The sequence below is a fragment of the Streptomyces sp. NRRL F-5755 genome (genome assembly GCF_001279365.1).
GTDB lineage: Bacteria > Actinomycetota > Actinomycetes > Streptomycetales > Streptomycetaceae > Streptomyces > Streptomyces rimosus.
On record NZ_LGCW01000261.1, the window covers coordinates 81,020 to 100,419 of the forward strand.

Here is a 19,400-nt window from a genome sequence, read left to right on the forward strand (position 1 = left end):
TCCCTGAATCAGGCCAAGTCGATTATCGTGCGGCTACCGGTGGGGCAATTGGCGTCATGACGGACATCGGATGACCGTGCGGCATCCTTGCTCCGGAACGGCGCGCCTTTTCCGGACATTCTCTGAATAACGGCGTGCTGATGTTGTGATGGGTGTACTCGGGCTGCACGCGGGGTGGTGTGGGTTCGAGGAGCTGCTATGTATTGCAACCGGTGTGGTGCCCAGGTCATTCAAGGGCCGGACGGCGGATGGTCGTGCAACTGTGGAGCGTCTGGATGACAGAGGCTGAGCCAAGGCCCGGCGGCGCGGGCATCGGGGAACCGGCCGTACGGCGGCCGGAGTACTTCACCACGGCCCCGTGCCCACGCTGCCAGACCGCCAACGACGGACTCAACGGCCGCTTCGCGTGCGACGCCTGCGGCCATGCGTATTCCTTCCACCCCTCGGCCTGACGGGCCGGAGGGCGCACCACCGCATACCACACTTTTCGTTGGATTCCCGCGAAGCGGGTAGAACGCAGAGGTGGAGTATGTGGTGGTGCTGTTGCTCGCCTCCGTGCTGATCGGCGGGCTGGTGGTGTTCCTCATAGAGGCCGGAGTCCGGCGCACGCGATCCCTGGCCGCCCGCGACGAGCGGGAGGTCGACGAGTTGCGCCGACGCTACGGGGAGGGACGGTGGTGACGGGCCGGCGCCGGCGGCCTCCCTGCCCGCCGCGGCACGGCGGGCAGGGGACGGTGCCGGTGCGTCAGGCCACCGGGGCCGGGTAGGTCGGGTACTCCACGCCGGAGACGTACTGCACGACGCGGATGACCTGGCACGAGTAGCCGAACTCGTTGTCGTACCAGAGGTAGAGGATCGCGTTGTCGCCGTCGACCTTGGTGGCGCCGGCATCGACGATCGAGGCGTGGCGCGAGCCGATGAAGTCGCTCGACACCGCGTCGGGGGCGCTGATGAAGTCGATCTGGCGCTTGAGCGGCGAGGTCAGCGACACCTTGCGGAGGTGGTCCAGGACCTCCTCGCGGGTGGTCTCGCGCTCCAGCTGGAGGCTGAGGATCGCGATCGAGACGTCGGGCACCGGGACGCGGATCGAGCTGCCGGTGATCTTCGCGTCGAGGTCGGGCAGCGCCTTGGCGACGGCGGAGGCGGCGCCGGTCTCGGTGATGACCATGTTGAGCGGCGCGGAACGGCCGCGGCGCTCCGCCTTGTGGTAGTTGTCCAGCAGGTTCTGGTCGTTGGTGAACGAGTGGACGGTCTCCACGTGACCGCGCCGTACGCCGTACTCGTCCGCCATCGCCTTCAGCGGCGGCACGATCGCGTTGGTGGTGCAGGACGCACAGGACAGAATCGTTTCGTCCGGCTTGATCATGTCGTGGTTGACGCCGTGCACGACGTTGGGCACATCGCCCTTGCCCGGGGCGGTCAGCACGACCTTGGCGATGCCGGGGCGCAGGTGCTTCGACAGACCCTCGCGGTCGCGCCACTTGCCGGTGTTGTCGATGAGGATGGCGTCCTTGATGCCGTACGCCGTGTAGTCCACCGCCGTCGGATCGTCGGCGTAGATCACCTGGATCTCGTTGCCATTGGCGATGATCTTGTTGTTCGCCTCGTCGACGGTGATCGTGCCCTGGAACTGGCCGTGGATCGAGTCCCGGCGCAGCAGCGAGGCACGCTTGATGATGTCCTGGTCGCCGCCGCCCCGCACGACGATGGCGCGCAGCCGCAGTCCGTTGCCGGAACCGGCCTTCTCGATGAGCAGACGGGCCACGAGGCGGCCGATGCGGCCGAACCCGTAGAGGACGACATCGCGTCCGTCACGGCACTCGATCTTGTTCTCGCCCGTGGCGCCGGCGACGGCCTCGGCGGTGAACTCCGCCACCGACAGCCCGCGGTCGTCGCTCCGGTACGTCGCCGCGAGCATGCCGATGTCGATCTGGGAGGGGCCGAGGTCCAGTGCGGTGAGCGCCTGGAGGAACGGCAGCGTCTCGGTGACCGAGAGCTCCTCGCCGGCGATCTGCCGCGCGAATCGGTGCGTCTTCAGGATGCTGACCACCGACTTGTTCACCAGGGAGCGGCTGTGGAGGAGGACCGTGACGTCCCGCTCCCGGTGCAGCTTCCCGATGATCGGGATCATCGACTCCGCGATCTCCTCGCGGTTCTTCCAGTTTGTGAACGAGTCCTCGTTGACAGTCACAGGTCCATCTTTCGAGCTAGGCGGTGCTCAGATGCTAACCCCACCGCTCTTTCGTTGCTCAGGGGGTGGGTCGATGGGGCGCTTTGCCGGATATGCGGGCCTGATATGCGGGATTTCGGACCGGTAGCTGCCGCCGAACCGCCGCGCACTCCAGATGGCCGACGTCCGTCGGTAGGCTGAATTCCGGACAGGAAAGGCAGGAGGCTGCGGTGGCCGGGACGACCGTGTCCGAGGTGATGGCCGAGCTGGCCGGGCTGGCGGACCCCAAGACACGCGAAGTGAACGAGAAGCACGGTGACGGCCACGGCGTGAACCTCGGCAAGCTGCGCGCGCTCGCGAAGCGGCTGAAGACGCAGCAGGAACTCGCGCGCGGACTCTGGGCGACGGGCGACAGCGCGGCGCGGCTGCTGGCGCTCCTGATCTGCCGCCCCAAGGCGTTCGGGCGCGACGAGCTGGACGGCATGCTGCGCGAGGCGCGCACGCCCAAGGTGCGCGACTGGCTCGTGAACTACGTGGTGAAGAAGAACCCGCACGCGGAAGAGCTGCGCGTGGCCTGGTCCGCCGATCCGGACCCGGTGGTCGCCGGTGCGGGCTGGGCGCTGACCACCGAACGCGTGGCGAAGAAGCCCGCGGGCCTGGACCTCGCGGGACTGCTCGACACCATCGAGGCGGAGATGCGGGACGCCCCGGACCGCCTCCAGTGGGCGATGAACCACTGCCTGGCCCAGATCGGGATCGAGCACGCGGAGCACCGCGCCCGCGCGATCGGCATCGGCGAGCGCCTGGGAGTGCTCAAGGACTACCCGACCTCCCCGGGCTGCACGTCCCCGTTCGCGCCCACCTGGATCAACGAGATGGTGCGCAGACAGGGCAGCAGGGCGGCGGGCTGACCGCCGGCCGGTTCCGCGCGGGGCGCACCGTACGGACGCGCCGCGCCCGGTGGTCAGGCGCGGCGCGTCCTCGCAGGTCAGGAGCGGTGGTACGGGTTGGGGACCTGGATGTCGGCGCCCAGCTCGCGGGCGGCCTTGCGGGCGAAGTACGGGTCGCGCAGCAGCTCGCGGCCGATGAGGGCGACATCCGCCTGACCGTCCGCGACGATCTTCTCGGCCTGCCGCGCCTCGGTGATCAGGCCGACCGCGCCGACCGGCAGCCCGGTCTCCTTCTTGACCCGCTCGGCGAACGGCACCTGGTAGCCGGGCTCCACGGTGATCTTCGCGCCGGGAGCGTTGCCGCCGGTGGAGGTGTCCAGCAGATCCACTCCGTGCGCCTTGAGGTCGGCGGCGAAGCGCACGGTGTCGTCGGCGGTCCAGCCCTCGCGCTCGTCCTCCGCGTTCTCCGACAGCCAGTCGGTCGCCGAGATGCGGAAGAGCAGCGGCAGCTCCTCGGGCCACACGGCCCGTACGGCGTCCACGACCTCCAGCGCGAAGCGGGTGCGGTTCTCGTAGGAGCCGCCGTACTCGTCCGTGCGACGGTTGGTGTGCGGCGAGAGGAACTCGTTGATCAGATAGCCGTGCGCGCCGTGGATCTCCGCCACCTGGAAGCCCGCCTCCAGCGCCCGCCGCGCGGTCGCGGCGAACTGCCCGACGATCTCCTGGATCTGTTCGGCCGTCAGCTCATCCGGCGTGCTGGACGCGTCGTCGAACGCCAGCGGGCTCGGGGCCACCGGCTGCCAGCCGTGGCCGTCGCCCGGGGCGATCGGGGCGCCGCGGTCCACCCAGGTGCGCTCGGTCGACGCCTTGCGGCCCGCGTGCGCGATCTGGATGCCCGGGACGGACCCGTGCGCCTTCAGGAAGTCGGTGATGCGCCGGAAGGCGGCGGTCTGCGTGTCGTTCCACAGCCCCAGGTCGTACGGGCTGATCCGCCCCTCGGGGCTCACCGCCGTCGCCTCGGTCAGGATCAGCCCCGTACCGCCGGCGGCCCGGGAGGCCAGGTGCTGGAAGTGCCAGTCGTTGGGCGCGCCCTGCTCCGGGCCGTCCGGCGCCGCCGAGTACATGCACATGGGAGCCATCCATATGCGGTTGGGGATGGTCAGCGACCGGAGGGTGAGGGGCTCGAACAGTGCGCTCACGACGGACTCCCGCGTTTGGGGTTGCTTCAGCTTGACGCCTCGTACGATAACCCTCGTAGTACGGAGGCTGTCAAACTACGATGGATCTCGTACATGGCGGGTGGGCGGCGGCCGGGCATGGCGAGGTGGCCGCGCACGGCGCGGGGAAGCGGGATGAACGGCGGTGGCCGCCCGCGGGTACGGAAACGGGGCCGGCCCGCCATGGGTCCGGCCCCGCACGTCCTACCGCCCGGCCCGCGACGTACCCCCGTACCGCCGCGGCCGACAGTCCGGCCCTCGGGCGTCGCCCCGGGCCGATCGGCTCACGATAGGACGCCCGGCGCCGCCCGTTCGAGCGATTTTTGGCGCCTGGGGAGGAGACAAGCGCGGGGCGTGGCACGGCCCTACTCAGAAGCAGTTCCCCCGCCCGGCATCCCGAGGAGGGCGCGCGCATGGCTCCGCGCGGCATCGACCACGTAGGCGTCACGGTTCCCGACATCGACGCGGCGACGGCCTTTTTCGCGGCGGCGCTGGACGCGGAGGTGCTGTACGACACGCTGCGCCGCGAGGACGGGCCGAACGCGGGCGAGGAGGCCGAGCGGCGGCTCGGCGTACCGGAGGGCACCGCGCAGGTGGCCATCCGGATGCTGGCCCTGCCGAACGGCCCCGGGATCGAGCTGTTCGAGTTCACCGGCCCGCGGCGGCGACCACCCGCGGTCCCGTGCGACCTGGGGTGGCAGCATCTGGCCTGTTACGTCGACGGCCTGGACGCCGCGGTGGCGCGGGCCGAGGCCGCGGGCGCCGTGCCGCTCGGACCGCCGCAGCCCCTGCCCGGCCCGGAAGAGGGCCCGCGGAACCGCTTCGTGTATCTGCGCACGCCCTGGGGGAGCACGCTGGAGCTGCTGACATACCCGGATGCCCAGCCGTACGAGCGGACCACGCGCCGACGCCGGTGGCGGCCCTGAGGGAGCGACCGGCGCACACACCGTCGCACAGGGACCCTGACCGGTTGCGGTGTTTCGATCCGCAAAACCGGGAAACACCAGTGTCGAAGCGTTTTGATCTTATTTGTGAACGAGGTGAGCTGCCATGGGAATCATCGCGTGGATTCTGATCGGGTTGCTGGCAGGTGCGATTGCGAAGGCACTGATGCCCGGTAAGGACCCGGGCGGGTGCCTCGTCACCATGCTGATCGGCATCGTCGGTGGTCTGCTGGGCGGCTGGCTCGGCAAGGTGATCTTCGGGGTGGAGTCGATCAACGGCTTCTTCCACCTGTCCACGTGGATCGCGGCCATCATCGGCTCGGTGATCGTCCTGGCGATCTACCGGGTGACCATCGGGCGCAACCAACAGCGCTGAGCCGAGACGGCGGCGACCGGCGGAGGCCCCCTGGCGACAGGGGGCCTCCGCCTTTTCCATGTGCGCCGAAAAGGGGCCCTGACCTGCGCGGACAGTGCACCGGAGGGCCGTTGTCAGTGGTCGGGTGCAGACTGAGCGGTATCGGAGACAACGGCGTCCCGGAGGTGTTCCGACATGGCATCCGACACCGCAGACGTGCTCCTCGCGGTGGGCACGCGCAAAGGGCTCTTCATCGGCCGGCGACGGCGCGGCCGCTGGGAGCTGGGCGGACCGCACTTCGCCGCGCAAGCGGTCTATTCGATCGGTATCGACACCCGGCGCCCGACGCCCCGGCTGCTGGCCGGCGCGGACAGCGCGCACTGGGGTCCTTCCGTCTTCCATTCCGACGACCTCGGCGAGACCTGGCAGGAACCCTCCCGCCCGGCCGTCACCTACCCGCGGGACACGGGCACTTCGCTGGAGCGGGTGTGGCAGCTCCATCCGGCCGGCCCGGCCGCCCCCGACGTGGTGTATGCCGGGACGGAGCCCGGCGGGCTGTTCCGCTCGGCCGACGGGGGCGAGACGTTCGAGCTCGTACGGTCCCTCTGGGACCACCCGACCCGCGAGCAGTGGGTGCCCGGGGGCGGCGGCCTCGCGGTCCACACGGTGATCACCGACCCGCGCGACGCGGACGCGGTGACCGTCGCGGTGTCCGCCGCCGGGGTGTTCCGCACGACGGACGGCGGCGAGAGCTGGACCCCGTCGAACAGCGGCGTGAAGGCCGTGTTCCTGCCGGACCCGGACCCGGAGTTCGGGCAGTGCGTCCACAAGATCGCGCAGGACCCGGTCAACCGTGACCGGCTCTATCTCCAGAACCACTGGGGCGTGTACCGAAGCGACGACGCGGGCGCGAAGTGGACGGACATCGGCGGGGGGCTGCCCTCCGACTTCGGGTTCGCGACGGCGGCCCACCCGTGCCGGGCGGACGTCGCGTACGTCTTCCCCATCACCGCCGACATCGACCGGGTCCCGGCCGAACACCGGTGCCGGGTGTTCCGCACCGAGGACGCAGGCGCGACCTGGGAGCCGCTCACCGCCGGTCTGCCCAGCGAGGACCACTACGGCACGGTGCTCAGGGACGCGCTGTGCGTCGACGACTCCGACCCCGCGGGCGTCTACTTCGGCAACCGCAACGGAGAGGTCTTCGCCAGCGCCGACGACGGCGACAGCTGGCGGCAGCTCGCCTCGCATCTGCCGGACGTGCTGTGTGTGCGGGCGGCCGCCGTCGGGTGACCGCCCGGGTGCGACGGACCGGACCGTACGAAGGGAGGTGAGCGGCGCGAACACCGAGCCGGGATCGGGCCATCGGTTGAAGTGGATCACCCTGCGGCCAGTAGGGTGACGGCGTGGCTGCACGACCTCTTCATGAAATCGTCGAACCTGGCTGGGCCAAGGCACTTGAGCCGGTCGCCGGGCAGATCGCCAAGATGGGCGAGTTCCTGCGGGCGGAGATCGCCGCGGGACGTACCTACCTCCCGGCGGGCAGCAATGTGCTGCGCGCCTTCCAACAGCCCTTCGACAACGTACGGGTGCTCATCGTCGGGCAGGACCCGTACCCGACCCCCGGACACGCGGTGGGGCTGAGCTTCTCCGTCGCGCCGGACGTCCGCCCGCTGCCCGGAAGCCTGGAGAACATCTACCGCGAGATGGCCTCGGACCTGGGGCTGCCGCGGCCGTCCAACGGCGACCTCACGCCGTGGACGCAGCAGGGGGTGCTGTTGCTCAACAGAGCCCTGACGACGGCGCCGCGCAAGCCGGCGGCGCACCGGGGCAAGGGCTGGGAGGAGGTCACCGAGCAGGCCATCCGGGCCCTGGTCGCGCGTGGCCGCCCGATGGTGTCGATACTGTGGGGCCGCGATGCGCGCAATCTGCGCCCGCTGCTCGGCAACCTGCCGGCGGTGGAGTCCTCGCACCCCTCCCCCATGTCGGCCGACCGGGGCTTCTTCGGCTCGCGCCCGTTCAGCCGGACCAACGACCTGCTGGTGCGGCAGGGGGCACAGCCGGTGGACTGGAGACTGCCCTGAGGCTGCGGGATAGTGTGCCCGCATGACGAACGCGAACATCCCTGCGGGCTGGTACGCCGACCCGCAGGGCACGCCCGACCAGCTGCGCTGGTGGGACGGCTCCCGGTGGACCGAGCACACGCATCCGGGACAGCAGGCCCAGGCCCAGGCTCACCACCAGGGGCAGGCCGCCCGGCAGACCCCGGCCCAGGGCCCCGTCCCGGCGCATGCGGCTCAGGCCCAGCAGGCGCCGCAGCAGGGCGGGCAGCCGTACGGGCAGCAGGGATACGGCCAGGGCCCCGGGCAGCCGATGCCGCAGCAGTACGCGCCGCAGGCGGCACAGCCGGTGGCAGTGGGACAGCAGGCGCCGGGCGGCCATCAGATGACCGGCGGGCAGCCGATGCCGGGCGCGCAGCCCGGGTACGGGCAGCCGAGCGGTGACCCCGGCAAAGTGCAGCACCAGGTCCAGCAGCAGGCCGGTGTCGCGCCCACCGCGCAGGGCGGCGGGACGCTGTTCACCGAACCGGTCCTGGTGGTGAACCAGAAGGCCAAGCTGATCGAGGTGACGAACGAGTACAGCGTCTTCGACCAGCACGGCAACACCCTCGGCACGGTCGTCCAGGTCGGCCAGAGCACCGCGAAGAAGGTACTGCGGATCGTCTCCAGCCTCGACCAGTACATGACCCACCGGCTGGAGATCCGGGACGCCTACGGGCAGCCGCAGCTGGCGCTCACCCGCCCCGCGAAGTTCATCAAGTCCAAGGTGCTGGTGGAGCGTCCCGACGGACAGCCGGTCGGCGAGATCGTGCAGCAGAACGCCATCGGGAAGATCAACTTCGCGATGATGGCGGGCGGGCAGCAGATCGGCGCCATCAAGGCGGAGAACTGGCGCGCCTGGAACTTCGCGATCGTCGACCACACCGACACCGAGGTCGCCCGGATCACCAAGACCTGGGAGGGCCTGGCCAAGACAATGTTCACCACCGCGGACAACTACGTCCTGCAGATCCACGTGCAGCTCCCCGAACCGCTGCGGAGCCTGGTCGTCGCCACGGCCCTGACCGTGGACACCGCCCTCAAACAGGACGCGCGCGGACTTGGCTGAGCCCCGGGGCGGTGCGGCAGGCCCGGTGTCCGGCCATGTCCTCGGCGTGGACTCCGGCGGCTCCGGCCTGCGGATCGCCGTGGCCCGCGCGGACGGGAGGGACGCGCGGCCGCTCGCCTCGTACACCTCCCAGGAGCCCATCGGCACCGGGCCGAAGGGCATGGACGCCCACCAGCTGCTCAAACAGCTGGTGCCTGCCGCCCAGGACCTGATGCGGGACACCGGTGCCCGGCAGCTGGACGCGGTGTGCGTCGGCGCGGCCGGCATGGCGACGCTCGGCGACGACCTGCGCGCCGAGCTGCCCGCGGCACTGGCCGAGGCGTTCGGCGTACGGCGCGTGGCGCTGGCCGCCGACGCGGTGACCGCGTACGCCGGGGCGCTCGGCCAGACGCCGGGCGCCGTCGTCGCCGCGGGCACCGGCGTCATAGCGATGGGCACCGACCTCACGCCGGAGCGCGGCTGGCGCCGTGCCGACGGCTGGGGTCACCTGCTGGGCGACTGCGGCAGCGGCGCCTGGATCGGCCGGGCCGGGCTGGAGGCCGCGCTGCGCGCCCACGACGGGCGGGCCGGCGGCTCGGCCGCGCTGCTGGCCCGTATGGAGGCGGTGTTCGGCCCGGCGGCGGAACTGCCCGGGGCGCTGTACCCGCGCACCGACCGGCCCGCCGTCCTGGCGTCCTTCGCGCCCGAGGTGGCCGCCTGCGCCGGGCACGACACCGTGGCGTCGGCGATCATGACCGAGGCGGCGCGCCACCTCGTGGAGGCGGCAGCGGCGGCCTGTCCCCCGGCGGCGGACAGCGCGGTGGCCTTCACCGGCGGCCTGCTGCACCTGGGCGAACCGCTGCTGGCGCCCCTCCGTGCCGCGTTCGCCGAACTGCTGCCGCACGCCCGGCGTGTCCGGGCAGCGGGCGACCCCTTGGACGGAGCGCTGCGCGTCGCCGCGGCGCTGGCGACGGACGAACTGCGGCTGCCCAGGGATGAGAAGTTGCTGCGGGTTACGCGGTAGGTGCGGGCGCGGTCCGTCTGCCGGACGGCGTAGGAACGGCTCGGCCTGGGACGGTCGGTGCCCGCGGGACCCGGTCGACGCGACCCGGTCCAGTACGTGAACAAAGCGTCCACCCAGCGAGACCTGCACGATGGCACCCAAGGCAGGCGGCACCCGACGCATATCGGCAACCGCACCCAGCACCCCCATAAATCCCGAAGTCGTCACGGTTCGCCCGATACTTCGGCACATCCTTCGGCTCCCCAGCCGATGGCGGCAGCACATCCATCCGGGCACGCGCAAGGCGCACTCAAGGGGCGCGGAGCACCACGAAAGGCGCGGGCGCGTGGACAGGCGTGCGGGCGGTCTCGAACGCCCCGTACCGAGCCGTCCGGCATGTCACCGCTTGTCCGCCGATCCGGGCTCTGACCTGGCCATACGCCGCGCGGGACAATTCGGGACGGATACCTCCCGACCGAACCCTCCCGCCGCGCGGGGGACCTATGAGGCGTTAGCATGCGACGCCATGAGTTCCCCCACTGGGCCCGCACCCGGCTCGCCCCGCTTTGACGAAGTTTCTCCGAGCTCGGGCGCCGCACCCGGCCTGCCTGTACGAATGCCGCGTCCCCGGCAGTCCGGTCGGCACCGCCGGCCGGAGCCCGTCGTCGCGCCCGAGGGCGCGCCCGCCCTGGTCCTCGCCGTACCCGGCGCCCCCTCGGCCGCCGCGCGCGGCCTGGCCGCCGAGGTGACCAGCATCGCGCGTTCCGAGCTGCCCGGCCTCGACGCCCGGATCGGCTACGTGGACGGCGGCGACGAGGAGTACCCCTCGCTGGAGGCCGTGCTCGCGCAGGCCGCCGCCGAGCACAAGGACCGCGCCGGCGACGGTGCGCAGTCCGAGCAGCAGGGCCCGCCCGCGGTGGTCGTCCCGCTGCTGGCCGGGCCGGACAGCGCGCTGCTCCGCCGCATACGCCAGGCGATCATGAACAGCGGTTCGGCCGCCGAGCTGACCGATGTGCTCGGCCCGCACCCGCTGCTCGCCGAGGCCCTGCACGTACGCCTCTCCGAGGCCGGTCTGGCCCGTGCCGACCGGGCGCGGCTGTTCACGGTCGCGACGGCCGCGGACGGCATCGTCCTCGCCACCGTCGGCGGCGACGAGGCGGTGCAGGCCGCCGGGATCACCGGCATGCTGCTGTCCGCGCGCCTGGCCGTGCCGGTGCTGGCCGCCGCGCTGGACGAGGAGGGCGCCATCGCGCGCACGGCCGACGAACTGCGTTCCTCGGGCTCGCAGCAGCTGGCCCTGGCCCCGTATCTGATCGGTCCCGAGATCGCCGACGGCCTGGTGGGGGCGGCGGCAGCGGAAGCGGGCTGCTCGGCGGCGGAGCCGCTGGGCGCGTACGGCACGGTCGGCCGCCTGGTGCTGTCGAACTACGCGTCGGCGCTGGGCATCAAGCTGCAGTCGGCGGGCCAGGGCACGCCGGTACGGTGACCGACGTATGACCAAGGGCCGCTTCCCGGTGCGGGGAGCGGCCCTTCGGCCTACCGGGGCTCTTCGGCTTACCGGGGGCCCGCGCCATCCTTACGGCCGTACGCATGGCACCGACCGCCCCGTCCGCCTCAGACGAACACCACGCAGGAGGCGGCCGGCACCTCGATCGAGCCGCGGCGTTCCGGCACGCCGGTGCGGGTGTCGATGGCGAACCAGGTCACGTCCCCGGAGCGCTCGTTGGCGGCGTACAGGTGCCGTCCTCCGGGGTGCAGCGCCAGGTCGCGGGGCCAGTGGCCGCCGCACGGGACGGTGGTGACCAGGGAGATCCCCTCCGCCGACGGGTCGACGGCGAGGACCGAGATGCTGTCGTGTCCCCGGTTCGCCGCCCAGGCGAAGCGGCCGTCCCGCGAGACGACCAGCTCGGAGGGGTAGTTGTCCGCCGCCTCCCCGTCCGCGTCCGCGTCCGGCGGCAGGACCGCCGTCTCGGCCAGCGGTGTGAGGGTGCCGGTGGTGGCGTCCCAGCGGCAGGGGGTGACCGTGGAGGCCAGCTCGTTGATGACGTACGCGTGGCCGCCGCGCGGGTGGAAGGCGAGGTGCCGGGGCCCGCTGCCCGGCCGTAGCGGCACCTCGTGGCGTACGACGAGCTCCCCGTCGGCCGTCGGGAGTTCGCAGATGCGCACGGAATCGGTGCCCAGGTCGACGCTGAGCAGCCAGCGGCCGGTGGGGTCGGGCACCACGGCGTGGGCGTGCGCGCCCTCCTGGCGGTCGGGGTGCGGGCCGCCGCCTTCGTGCCGGACCACGGCGGCCGGTTCCGCGAGGCCGCCGTCGGCCCGTACGGGCAGCGCGCTGACGCTGCCGGAGCTGTAGTTGGCCGTCAGCAGGTGCCCGGCCCAGAGGGCGAGGTGCGTGGGGTCGGCGCCCCGCACCGGCACGGGCGCGCCCAGCGGCCGCGGCCCGTGCTCCGTGAGGGCGAAGGCGGCGGCCGCGCCGTCGGAGGTCTCGCTCACCGCGTACAGGTGGCGTCCGTCGGGCGCGGGCACGAGGTAGCTCGGGTTGCCGACCTCGACCGTGGCGTGCAGCGGGGTCAGGGCGCCCGATTCCAGGTCGACCGCCGCCGTGACGATTCCGCGTCCGCCCGCCGCCGTGAACGACCCGATGTACGCCCGCCGCCCGCCGCCTGTCGTGCCCATCGGCTCCCCGCCTGCCCTTCGTCCGCCCCGCGCGTCGTACGGAGTTGCACTACGCGTACGGGCCGACGCTAACAGCCCGCCGGGGCGGCAGGAGGGCTCGCCCGGTCTCAGGCGTCGGCCAGCGGTGCGCGCGGGTGGCTGCGCAGGGGTGCGGCGAGTTCGGCCAGGGCCCGTTCCAGGCTGTGGAGGTGGGCGAGGGCCGGTTCCAGGGCGGGCGGGTGCGCGGCGGCGGCCGGTTGCGCGGCTGTCGCTTCGCGGGCCTGCTGGGGCGTGGTGAGCGCTTCGACGGCGGCTTCCACGCGCTGGCAGGCGGCGGTGAGGCGGGCGTCGTGCGAAGCCTCGGGGTCGGCGGCGATGGACGTCAGGCCGCGTACCTCGCGGGCGCAGTCGTCCAGCAGCGCCAGCACCTGCCGCGCGCGCTCCTTGCGCGCACGCATCGGGGCCAGCGGATGCACCAGCGGCGAGAGGGAGAGCCGTACGCGGCGCAGCAGCAGCTCCAGCTCGGCGACGAGCGGGGCCGGGTCGGCCGTGGCGTCGCCGGCGATGCGGGCGGCGGCCTCGGCGGTGCAGCGGTGCACGCAGCGCAGGGCCCGCTGGATCCAGGCGTCCGTCGTGGAGTGTGTGGTGACGGGCAGCACCACCAGGACGGCCAGGATCACGCTCAGCGCGCCGACGCCGGTCTCCGCGAGGCGCAGCGCGAGCAGGGCGGGGTCCAGCACGCCGAGCAGCCCGTACAGCAGCCCGACCAGCAGGGTCACCGCGAGCATGTTCCAGGTGTAGGAGACCGGCGACGCGTAGAAGATCGAGAAGACGCAGACGGCGATCAGGGCGGCGGTGGGGGCCACGGCGCCGTGCAGCGGTACGGCGATCAGCAGCCCGGCGGGGATGCCGAGGAGCGTGCCGAGCATCCGGCGGAAGCCGCGGACCACGGTCTCGCCGCGCGAGGCGGTGTTGACGAAGATCCACCAGGTGGCGCCGACGGCCCAGTACCAGCGCTCGTGGGAGAGCAGCTGGCCCGCCAGCAGGGCGAACGCTCCGGCGGCGGTCGCCTGGAGCGCCTGGCGGGTCGTCGGCCGGGCGAGTCCCCTGCCGCCGGGGAGGGCCGGTACGGCGGGCGGGGGCGTACGGCGCTCGTAGCACCACAGCCCGAAGCGGACGATCGAGCAGGCCACGAGGGAGAGCGCGGTGGCCGCGTACAGCTCGGGCAGCTGCTCCGGGACCGTACGCAGGAACTGCGCCTCGAAGAACGACATGAACGCGAAGATGCCGAGGGCGTTGCCGCGCGGCCCCCACCGGCGGGCGTAGACCCCGGCGCCGACCATGGCGAGGAAGGCCACGTCCCGTACGACCGGGTGATCGTGCAGCAGCGCCGCCGCCGCGAGGACCGGGAAGCCGGCCAGGGGCAGCAGGGCCGTGGTGACCATCTGGCCGCGGACCGTCGTGTCCGCCACGGTGAACAGGGCGAGCAGCGCGGCGAGCCCGCCCACCACGGCGCCGGCCAGCGAGTGCCCGACGAGGCCGCAGACGGCCACGCCCGCGGCGACGCCCAGGACGGCGCGGGCGGCGCTGCGCAGCCGCAGCCGTCCCGGGTCCGGCGCCATGAACACCTTCTTCACCACGGTTTCCCACCCCTCTGCTGGTCGGCTCGGTACCTCGGCCGCGGACCGGCTCTGCCGCGCAGCGCCGCATTCCCGCGCTGGATCCGCACTGATTCCGCACGAAAAAGGCGCCGCGGGATTCCGCAGCGCCGTTGACTGGCCTATGACAACATCAACACTACCGTTGGCTCAACAGAGTCCCTGAGCACTGAGCCATTGGCCCAGCAGGAACGAGTGAGCACGGGCCAGAAGGTGGCCAATGGCGCGGCTCGCTACCCGGCGTACGGGTTGACCGGCGCCAGCCGTCCCGCCTCGCGCGCATCCCACCCGTACCCCGCCCGCGCCTCACCCGCGTCCCGCCCCCGCCTCCCCCGCGTCTCATCCAACCGTCCACATCCCGGAACGCCCCGACCGCGTGCATCCCCCACGCATTACCCTCGTCGTCATGTCCGCACCCGCACGCCTCCTCTGTCTCGCGCTCTTCGCGAACTCGGCCTGGTGCGTCGACGACGGGCTCTGTCGCCGCTGACGCCTGTCCGCCCGCGCGCCCGCACGACGCGGCGCCGGCGCGTCCGAATCCCCCTCCGTTTCCCCCGACCTCCCCGGGGCGACGTGCAATCAAGGCACCCCGGAAGGCCCTGCCTGCCCCGGAAACCCCGGCTGCCTCACCTCCCCCGCTCACCTTCACGGAGCCCGCTGTGACCACAGCACCCCCTGATCCGCTCACCGAGGTCCCCCGCCCGGCCCCGGCCCTGCTCGCTCCCTCCCCCACCTCCGTGCCCCGCCCGGCGGCTCCCGAGGCGCCGCCGGTCCGCCGGGTGCCGCTCGTCGTCGGCCTGCTGATCGCCGTGGCGCTCGCGGGCTTCGTCTTCGCCTCGTACGGCGCGAAGCCGGGCGTCCTGCTGCTGCTCGGGCTCGGTCTGGGGGTGGCCCTGTTCCACTCGCGGTTCGGGTTCACCTCGGCGTGGCGGCAGTTCGTCGCCGTGGGCAACGGCTCCGGGCTGCGGGCCCACGCGCTGCTGCTCGGTACGACGGCGACGCTGTTCGCCCTGGTCATCGGGACGAGCACCGGGCTGTTCGGCTCGGTTCCCGAGCCGTCCGGCGGGCCGCTGGGCGTCGGGCTGCTCCTCGGCTCGTTCGTGTTCGCCGTGGGGATGCAGCTGGGCGGCGCCTGTGCCTCGGGCACGCTGTTCGCGGTGGGGTCGGGGCAGACCTCGATCGTGCTGACCCTGGGCGGGTTCATCGCCGGTTCGACGCTGGCCGCCTGGCAGTTCGACCTGTGGAAGGACCTGCCGGCGTACGAGCCCGTGGTGTTCGCCGACCACATCGGCTGGTTCGGGTCGTGGGCCGTCACCCTCCTGGCGCTGGCCGTGATCGTGGTGGTCAGCCGGGCGGTCCAGGCGCGCCGCAACCCGCCGCCGACCGGCCCGGTGCCGTCGGCGAGGACCACGGTCGCCCGGGTGCTGCGCGGTTCCTGGCCGCTGGCGGCCGGTGCCGTGGTGCTGGCGGTGCTGGGCGGCGGCGTGCTCCTCGTCTCCGGCGGTGCGTGGGGTGTGACCAGCGCGTTCAGCCTGTGGGGCGCGAAGCTGGTGAGCGCGCTGGGCGGGCATCCGGAGACCTGGACGTACTGGCAGAAGCCGGCGAACGCGCACGCCCTGTCCGGGCCGGTGCTGGCCGACAGGACGAGTCTCACCGACATCGGCATCATGATCGGCGCGGCGCTTGCCGCCGCGCTGGGCGGCACCTGGGCGCTGCACCGGGGCACCCCGTGGCGCACCGCGGTCGCGGCCGTCGTGGGCGGTGTGCTGATGGGCATCGGCGCCCGGCTGGCCGGCGGCTGCAACATCGGCGCCTACCTCGCCGGTATCGCCTCCGGCAGCCTGCACGGCTGGATCTGGGGCGCGACGGCCCTGCTCGGCACCTGGGCGGGCCTGAAGCTGCGGCCGGTCTTCCGGCTGGCCAACCCGAAGCCGGGGGACGGTGTCTGCTGAGGGGTGAGGTGAGGGCCGTACGCCGACGCGCGGTTCCGGCATACGGCCCTCGGCCCGGCGCACGGCTTCGGCCCGGCGTACGGTCATCGTCCCGGCCTCCGGACCAACGGCCCACCCCACACCCCTGCCACCAGGCCATTGGTACAGTCGCCGGACCCCGCCCCGCCCCCGAGGAGGCCGTTGGCCCATGGCCGTGGACACACTCGACGCGAAGATCCTCCGGCTCCTGCTGGAGCAGCCGCGCACCAGCGTGCGGGAGTACGCGCGCATCCTCGGCATCGCCCGGGGCACCGTGCAGGCGCGGCTGGACCGGCTGGAGCGGGACGGGGTGATCACGGCGTACGGGCCGCGCCTGTCGCCCGCCGCGCTCGGCCACCCCGTACTCGCCTTCGTCCACATCGAGGTCACCCAGGGGCACCTGGAGGAGGTCGCCGATGCGCTGGCCGAGGTGCCCGAGATCATCGAGGCGTTCTCCACGACCGGCGGCGGTGACCTGCTGACCCGGGTGGTCGCGCGCGACGCGGCGCATCTGGAGGACGTGATCCAGCAGTTGATCAGCCTGCCGGGCGTGGTGCGCACCCGGACCGAGGTGGCCCTGCGCGAGCGGGTGCCGCACCGGATGCTGCCGCTGGTCGAAGCCGTGGGCCGGGCCGCCGGACCGCGCTGAGGGGCCCCTTGGCATGCTGGGGCCATGAGCATTTCCGCCGGCGCCTCCCCCGGCTCCCCCGCCCCCGTGATCTTCGACCTGGACGGCACGCTCGTGGACAGCGAGCCGAACTACTTCGAGGCGACGCGCAGTGTGCTCGCCCGGCACGGCGTCTCCGGCTTCACCTGGGAGGACCACACCCGCTTCATCGGCATCGGCTCCCGCGAGACGCTGGCGACGCTCCGCCGGGAGCACGCCATCGACGCGCCCCTCGACGACCTGCTGGCCGACAAGAACCGCGCCTATCTGGAACGGGCGCGGGCGCACACCGAGGTCTTCCCGGAAATGCGGAAGTTCGTGGAACTGCTGCATGCCGCCGGGCATCCGCTGGCGGTGGCCTCCGGTTCCTCGCGCCACGCCATCGAGGCGGTGCTCGGCAGCACCGGCCTGGACGCGCAGCTGACCGTGCTCGTCTCGGCCGAGGAGGTCTGGCAGGGCAAGCCCGCGCCGGTCATCTTCCTGGAGGCGGCGCGCCGGCTGGGCGCGCCGCCTCAGAAGTGTGTGGTGCTGGAGGACGCGCCGCCCGGCGCCGAGGCCGCGCACCGGGCGGGCATGCGGTGCGTCGCGATCCCGTACGTACCGGAAACGGCGACGGACCCGGCCTTCGGCAGCGCCGGGCTGTTCTTCCCGGGCGGGCAGCGGGAGTTCACGGCGGAGGCCGCGTACCGGTGGATCACGGCGGCCGAGAGCTGACGGCCGAAGGCTGACGCACGGGAGTCACCGGCCCGGCTACGCGCCCTCCGCGGCCACCGCGATCCGCACCACCGACCCGGTCTCCAGCGCCGCCCACAGCGCGCCGTCGGGGCCGAGCGCGATGCCGTGCGGCTCGGACGCGGGGTCGGGGAGGTCGTAGCCGTCGACGCGTCCGCTGGTGGTGATGCGGCCGATGCGGCCCGCGCCCCATTCGGTGAACCACAGGGCGCCGTCCGGGCCCGCGGCGATCGCGTGCGGGCGGCACGCCGGGTCCGGCAGCGGGAACTCCTCGACCGTACCGTCCGTGGTGATGCGGCCGACCCGGCCCGCCGCGATCTCCACGAACCACAGGGCGCCGTCGGGCCCTGCCGTGAGCCCGACCGGGCCCGCGCCCGGCGTCGGCAGGTCGTGGAGGACGGTGTCGCCGTCCGGGGTGATGCGGCCGATCGCGTTGGCCTGGTTGGCGGTGAACCACAGGGCGCCGTCCGGGCCGGTCGCGATCACCGAGGCGAAGGCGCCGCGTACCGGCAGCGGGTATTCGGTGACGGTGCCGTCCGGGGTGATGCGGCCGATGCGGTCGGCGGCGGATTCGGTGAACCAGACGGCGCCGTCCGGGCCCGCGGCGATGCCGAGGGGCGCGGCGTCCGCGGTCGGCAGGGTGAAGGACTCCACCTGAGCGCCGCCGTCGGCGGCCCGGCCGGGCACGAGGCGGGTGACGCGGTGCTCCTTGAACTCGGTGCACCACAGCGCGCCGTCCGTCCCCGTGGCGATCATCGTGGGCCCGCCGGTGGCGGTGCGCAGGGGGTAGGTGGTCACGTCCCCCGCCGTGGTCACCCGCGCGACCCGCCCCTGGTGCACGAGCGTGCACCACAGGGCGCCGTCCGGCCCGGCGGTCAGCGCGTACGGGCCCGTTTCCGGGCCGGCCACGACATACTCCTGCAAGGTCACCTCTGGGCGGGACGGCATGTGCTGCATCCTTTCGGCACGGATCGGTACGGCGAGGCCGGACGGTCCCCGTACGGTACCCAGGCCCCGCGGGCGACGCTCCGCCGCACCTCCGGCGGAGCCCCGCGACCGACACCCCGTCATCCCCAGCCGTCTCAGCCGACGTTCACCTCATACGCGGACGTGTCCAGCTGCGCCTTGCCCGTGAAGGCTTCCGTACCGGCCTCCACCCCGCTGAGATAGTCGGCCGGCGCCACCAGGCCCCGCCGGGCGAGTGCCTGGAGGAAGTCGTTCAGGTCGAAGTCGGAGGCCGTGGTGTCGCCGACGCGGACGAAGGAGTACACGTTCCAGTCGGTCCGGCCGACGTACAGGTCCCAGGAAGCACCGGCGATCTTCACCCGCTGCTGCCGGGTGCCCAGGGGCGCGGCGCCGCCGCCCTTCGCGAGCCACACCATGACCTCGTGCTTGGGGCGGCTCTGCCAGTCCGTGTCCGGCCGGTCGTGCAGCCACAGGTCGTACGCGACGTTGTACGCGCCCGGCCTGGACTCCTTCACCTTGTACGACCACTTCGTGCGGACCGGGGTCTTCGCCGACACCCGCACGGGCAGCCCGGTGGCGTTGGACTTCCAGCCCCAGTGCCAGCCCAGCACGCTGCTCGCGTACGACTTCACGGACTCCGGCGCGCCGGTCCAGTCGTGGTTGGTTCCCCAGCCGATGGTGTTCCCGGACTGGTACGTGGCCCAGGTGCAGGTCCAGCCGGAGCCGCTGCCCGACCCCCAGGTGTTGTTGTTGAGCCAGTACTTGCCCATCGGCGTGGACTCGTTCGGCGCGCAGCCGTCCGCCGCCCGTGCCGGCTGGGCGGCGGTGTCGAGCGCGAAGAGGGTTCCGCCGCCGAGCGTGGCGGCGGCGAGCAGCGCGACGAGGAAGCGCTTGCGGGACGAGCGGTGACGGCCAGGTGCTGCCATGGGACGACCTGCCTTTCGGGTCCGGATAGGTGCTCCCTTGTTGCCGCCGCTGCGGAAAGGGTTGCCCGTACGGCCGTGCCGCGAGCCATGTGTCTCCGCC

19 protein-coding genes are annotated in these 19,400 nt (G+C 72.8%); 13 read left to right on the forward strand and 6 right to left on the reverse strand.

Annotated features, from left to right (window positions below; translation table 11 throughout):
- Positions 1-275 precede the first annotated feature (275 nt).
- Positions 276-452: a hypothetical protein gene (locus tag ADK86_RS21810; protein ID WP_158706268.1), complete on the forward strand. Its 177-nt coding sequence runs from the start codon at positions 276-278 to the stop codon at positions 450-452.
- Between the two features lie 70 nt (positions 453-522).
- Positions 523-681, forward strand: coding sequence for a hypothetical protein (locus ADK86_RS43225; RefSeq protein WP_156100286.1), 159 nt, complete (start codon positions 523-525; stop codon positions 679-681).
- Positions 682-745: 64 nt separating this feature from the next.
- On the opposite strand, the gene ADK86_RS21815 is transcribed toward ADK86_RS43225, so the two are convergent.
- On the reverse strand, positions 746-2,191 hold the full coding sequence (locus ADK86_RS21815) for a glyceraldehyde-3-phosphate dehydrogenase (RefSeq protein ID WP_053698091.1): 1,446 nt from the start codon (positions 2,189-2,191) through the stop codon (positions 746-748).
- Positions 2,192-2,427: 236 nt separating this feature from the next.
- On the opposite strand from ADK86_RS21815, the gene ADK86_RS21820 reads away from it, so the two are divergent.
- Positions 2,428-3,081, forward strand: coding sequence for a DNA alkylation repair protein (locus ADK86_RS21820; RefSeq protein WP_053698117.1), 654 nt, complete (start codon positions 2,428-2,430; stop codon positions 3,079-3,081).
- A 77-nt stretch (positions 3,082-3,158) separates the two neighbouring features.
- Here ADK86_RS21820 and ADK86_RS21825 read toward each other — a convergent pair whose 3' ends face one another.
- Positions 3,159-4,259, reverse strand: a complete 1,101-nt coding sequence (locus ADK86_RS21825; RefSeq protein ID WP_053698092.1) for an NADH:flavin oxidoreductase/NADH oxidase — start codon at positions 4,257-4,259, stop codon at positions 3,159-3,161.
- 431 nt (positions 4,260-4,690) lie between these two features.
- Here ADK86_RS21825 and ADK86_RS21830 point away from each other — a divergent pair, with 431 nt between their 5' ends.
- The 7 genes from ADK86_RS21830 to ADK86_RS21860 all read left to right on the forward strand — a co-directional run bounded on the left by ADK86_RS21830 (position 4,691) and on the right by ADK86_RS21860 (position 11,212).
- Positions 4,691-5,203 (forward strand): VOC family protein, encoded by a 513-nt coding sequence (locus tag ADK86_RS21830; protein ID WP_053698093.1) that lies wholly within the window; start codon positions 4,691-4,693, stop codon positions 5,201-5,203.
- Positions 5,204-5,327: 124 nt separating this feature from the next.
- Complete coding sequence (locus ADK86_RS21835; RefSeq protein WP_030370086.1) at positions 5,328-5,597, forward strand: GlsB/YeaQ/YmgE family stress response membrane protein; 270 nt, start codon at positions 5,328-5,330, stop codon at positions 5,595-5,597.
- A 174-nt stretch (positions 5,598-5,771) separates the two neighbouring features.
- Positions 5,772-6,869, forward strand: a complete 1,098-nt coding sequence (locus tag ADK86_RS21840; protein WP_053698094.1) for a WD40/YVTN/BNR-like repeat-containing protein — start codon at positions 5,772-5,774, stop codon at positions 6,867-6,869.
- 113 nt (positions 6,870-6,982) lie between these two features.
- A complete protein-coding gene (locus tag ADK86_RS21845) occupies positions 6,983-7,660 on the forward strand; it encodes a uracil-DNA glycosylase (protein WP_053698095.1) in 678 nt (225 codons plus the stop codon).
- A gap of 22 nt (positions 7,661-7,682) precedes the next feature.
- Complete coding sequence (locus ADK86_RS21850; protein ID WP_053698096.1) at positions 7,683-8,744, forward strand: phospholipid scramblase-related protein; 1,062 nt, start codon at positions 7,683-7,685, stop codon at positions 8,742-8,744.
- Positions 8,737-9,747, forward strand: a complete 1,011-nt coding sequence (locus ADK86_RS21855; protein WP_053698097.1) for an N-acetylglucosamine kinase — start codon at positions 8,737-8,739, stop codon at positions 9,745-9,747. Before ADK86_RS21850 ends, ADK86_RS21855 begins: the two co-directional genes overlap by 8 nt.
- A 595-nt stretch (positions 9,748-10,342) precedes the next feature.
- Entirely contained in the window at positions 10,343-11,212 is an 870-nt protein-coding gene (locus ADK86_RS21860) for a sirohydrochlorin chelatase (protein ID WP_053698098.1), read from the forward strand.
- 128 nt (positions 11,213-11,340) lie between these two features.
- On the opposite strand, the gene ADK86_RS21865 is transcribed toward ADK86_RS21860, so the two are convergent.
- On the reverse strand, positions 11,341-12,402 hold the full coding sequence (locus ADK86_RS21865; protein WP_053698099.1) for a lactonase family protein: 1,062 nt from the start codon (positions 12,400-12,402) through the stop codon (positions 11,341-11,343).
- 107 nt (positions 12,403-12,509) lie between these two features.
- Positions 12,510-14,021, reverse strand: a complete 1,512-nt coding sequence (locus ADK86_RS21870; RefSeq protein WP_053698100.1) for an FUSC family protein — start codon at positions 14,019-14,021, stop codon at positions 12,510-12,512.
- A 677-nt stretch (positions 14,022-14,698) separates the two neighbouring features.
- Here ADK86_RS21870 and ADK86_RS21875 point away from each other — a divergent pair.
- The 3 genes from ADK86_RS21875 (at position 14,699) to ADK86_RS21885 (ending at position 17,390) form a co-directional block, all read left to right on the forward strand.
- Positions 14,699-15,991, forward strand: a complete 1,293-nt coding sequence (locus tag ADK86_RS21875; protein WP_053698101.1) for a YeeE/YedE family protein — start codon at positions 14,699-14,701, stop codon at positions 15,989-15,991.
- A gap of 187 nt (positions 15,992-16,178) precedes the next feature.
- On the forward strand, positions 16,179-16,658 hold the full coding sequence (locus ADK86_RS21880; protein ID WP_053698102.1) for an Lrp/AsnC family transcriptional regulator: 480 nt from the start codon (positions 16,179-16,181) through the stop codon (positions 16,656-16,658).
- Between the two features lie 24 nt (positions 16,659-16,682).
- Positions 16,683-17,390, forward strand: a complete 708-nt coding sequence (locus ADK86_RS21885; RefSeq protein WP_053698103.1) for an HAD family hydrolase — start codon at positions 16,683-16,685, stop codon at positions 17,388-17,390.
- A gap of 36 nt (positions 17,391-17,426) precedes the next feature.
- On the opposite strand, the gene ADK86_RS21890 is transcribed toward ADK86_RS21885, so the two are convergent.
- Entirely contained in the window at positions 17,427-18,356 is a 930-nt protein-coding gene (locus tag ADK86_RS21890) for a virginiamycin B lyase (protein ID WP_063789055.1), read from the reverse strand.
- A 134-nt stretch (positions 18,357-18,490) separates the two neighbouring features.
- Positions 18,491-19,300: a GH12 family glycosyl hydrolase domain-containing protein gene (locus ADK86_RS21895; protein ID WP_053698105.1), complete on the reverse strand. Its 810-nt coding sequence runs from the start codon at positions 19,298-19,300 to the stop codon at positions 18,491-18,493.
- Between the last annotated feature and the right edge of the window lie 100 nt (positions 19,301-19,400).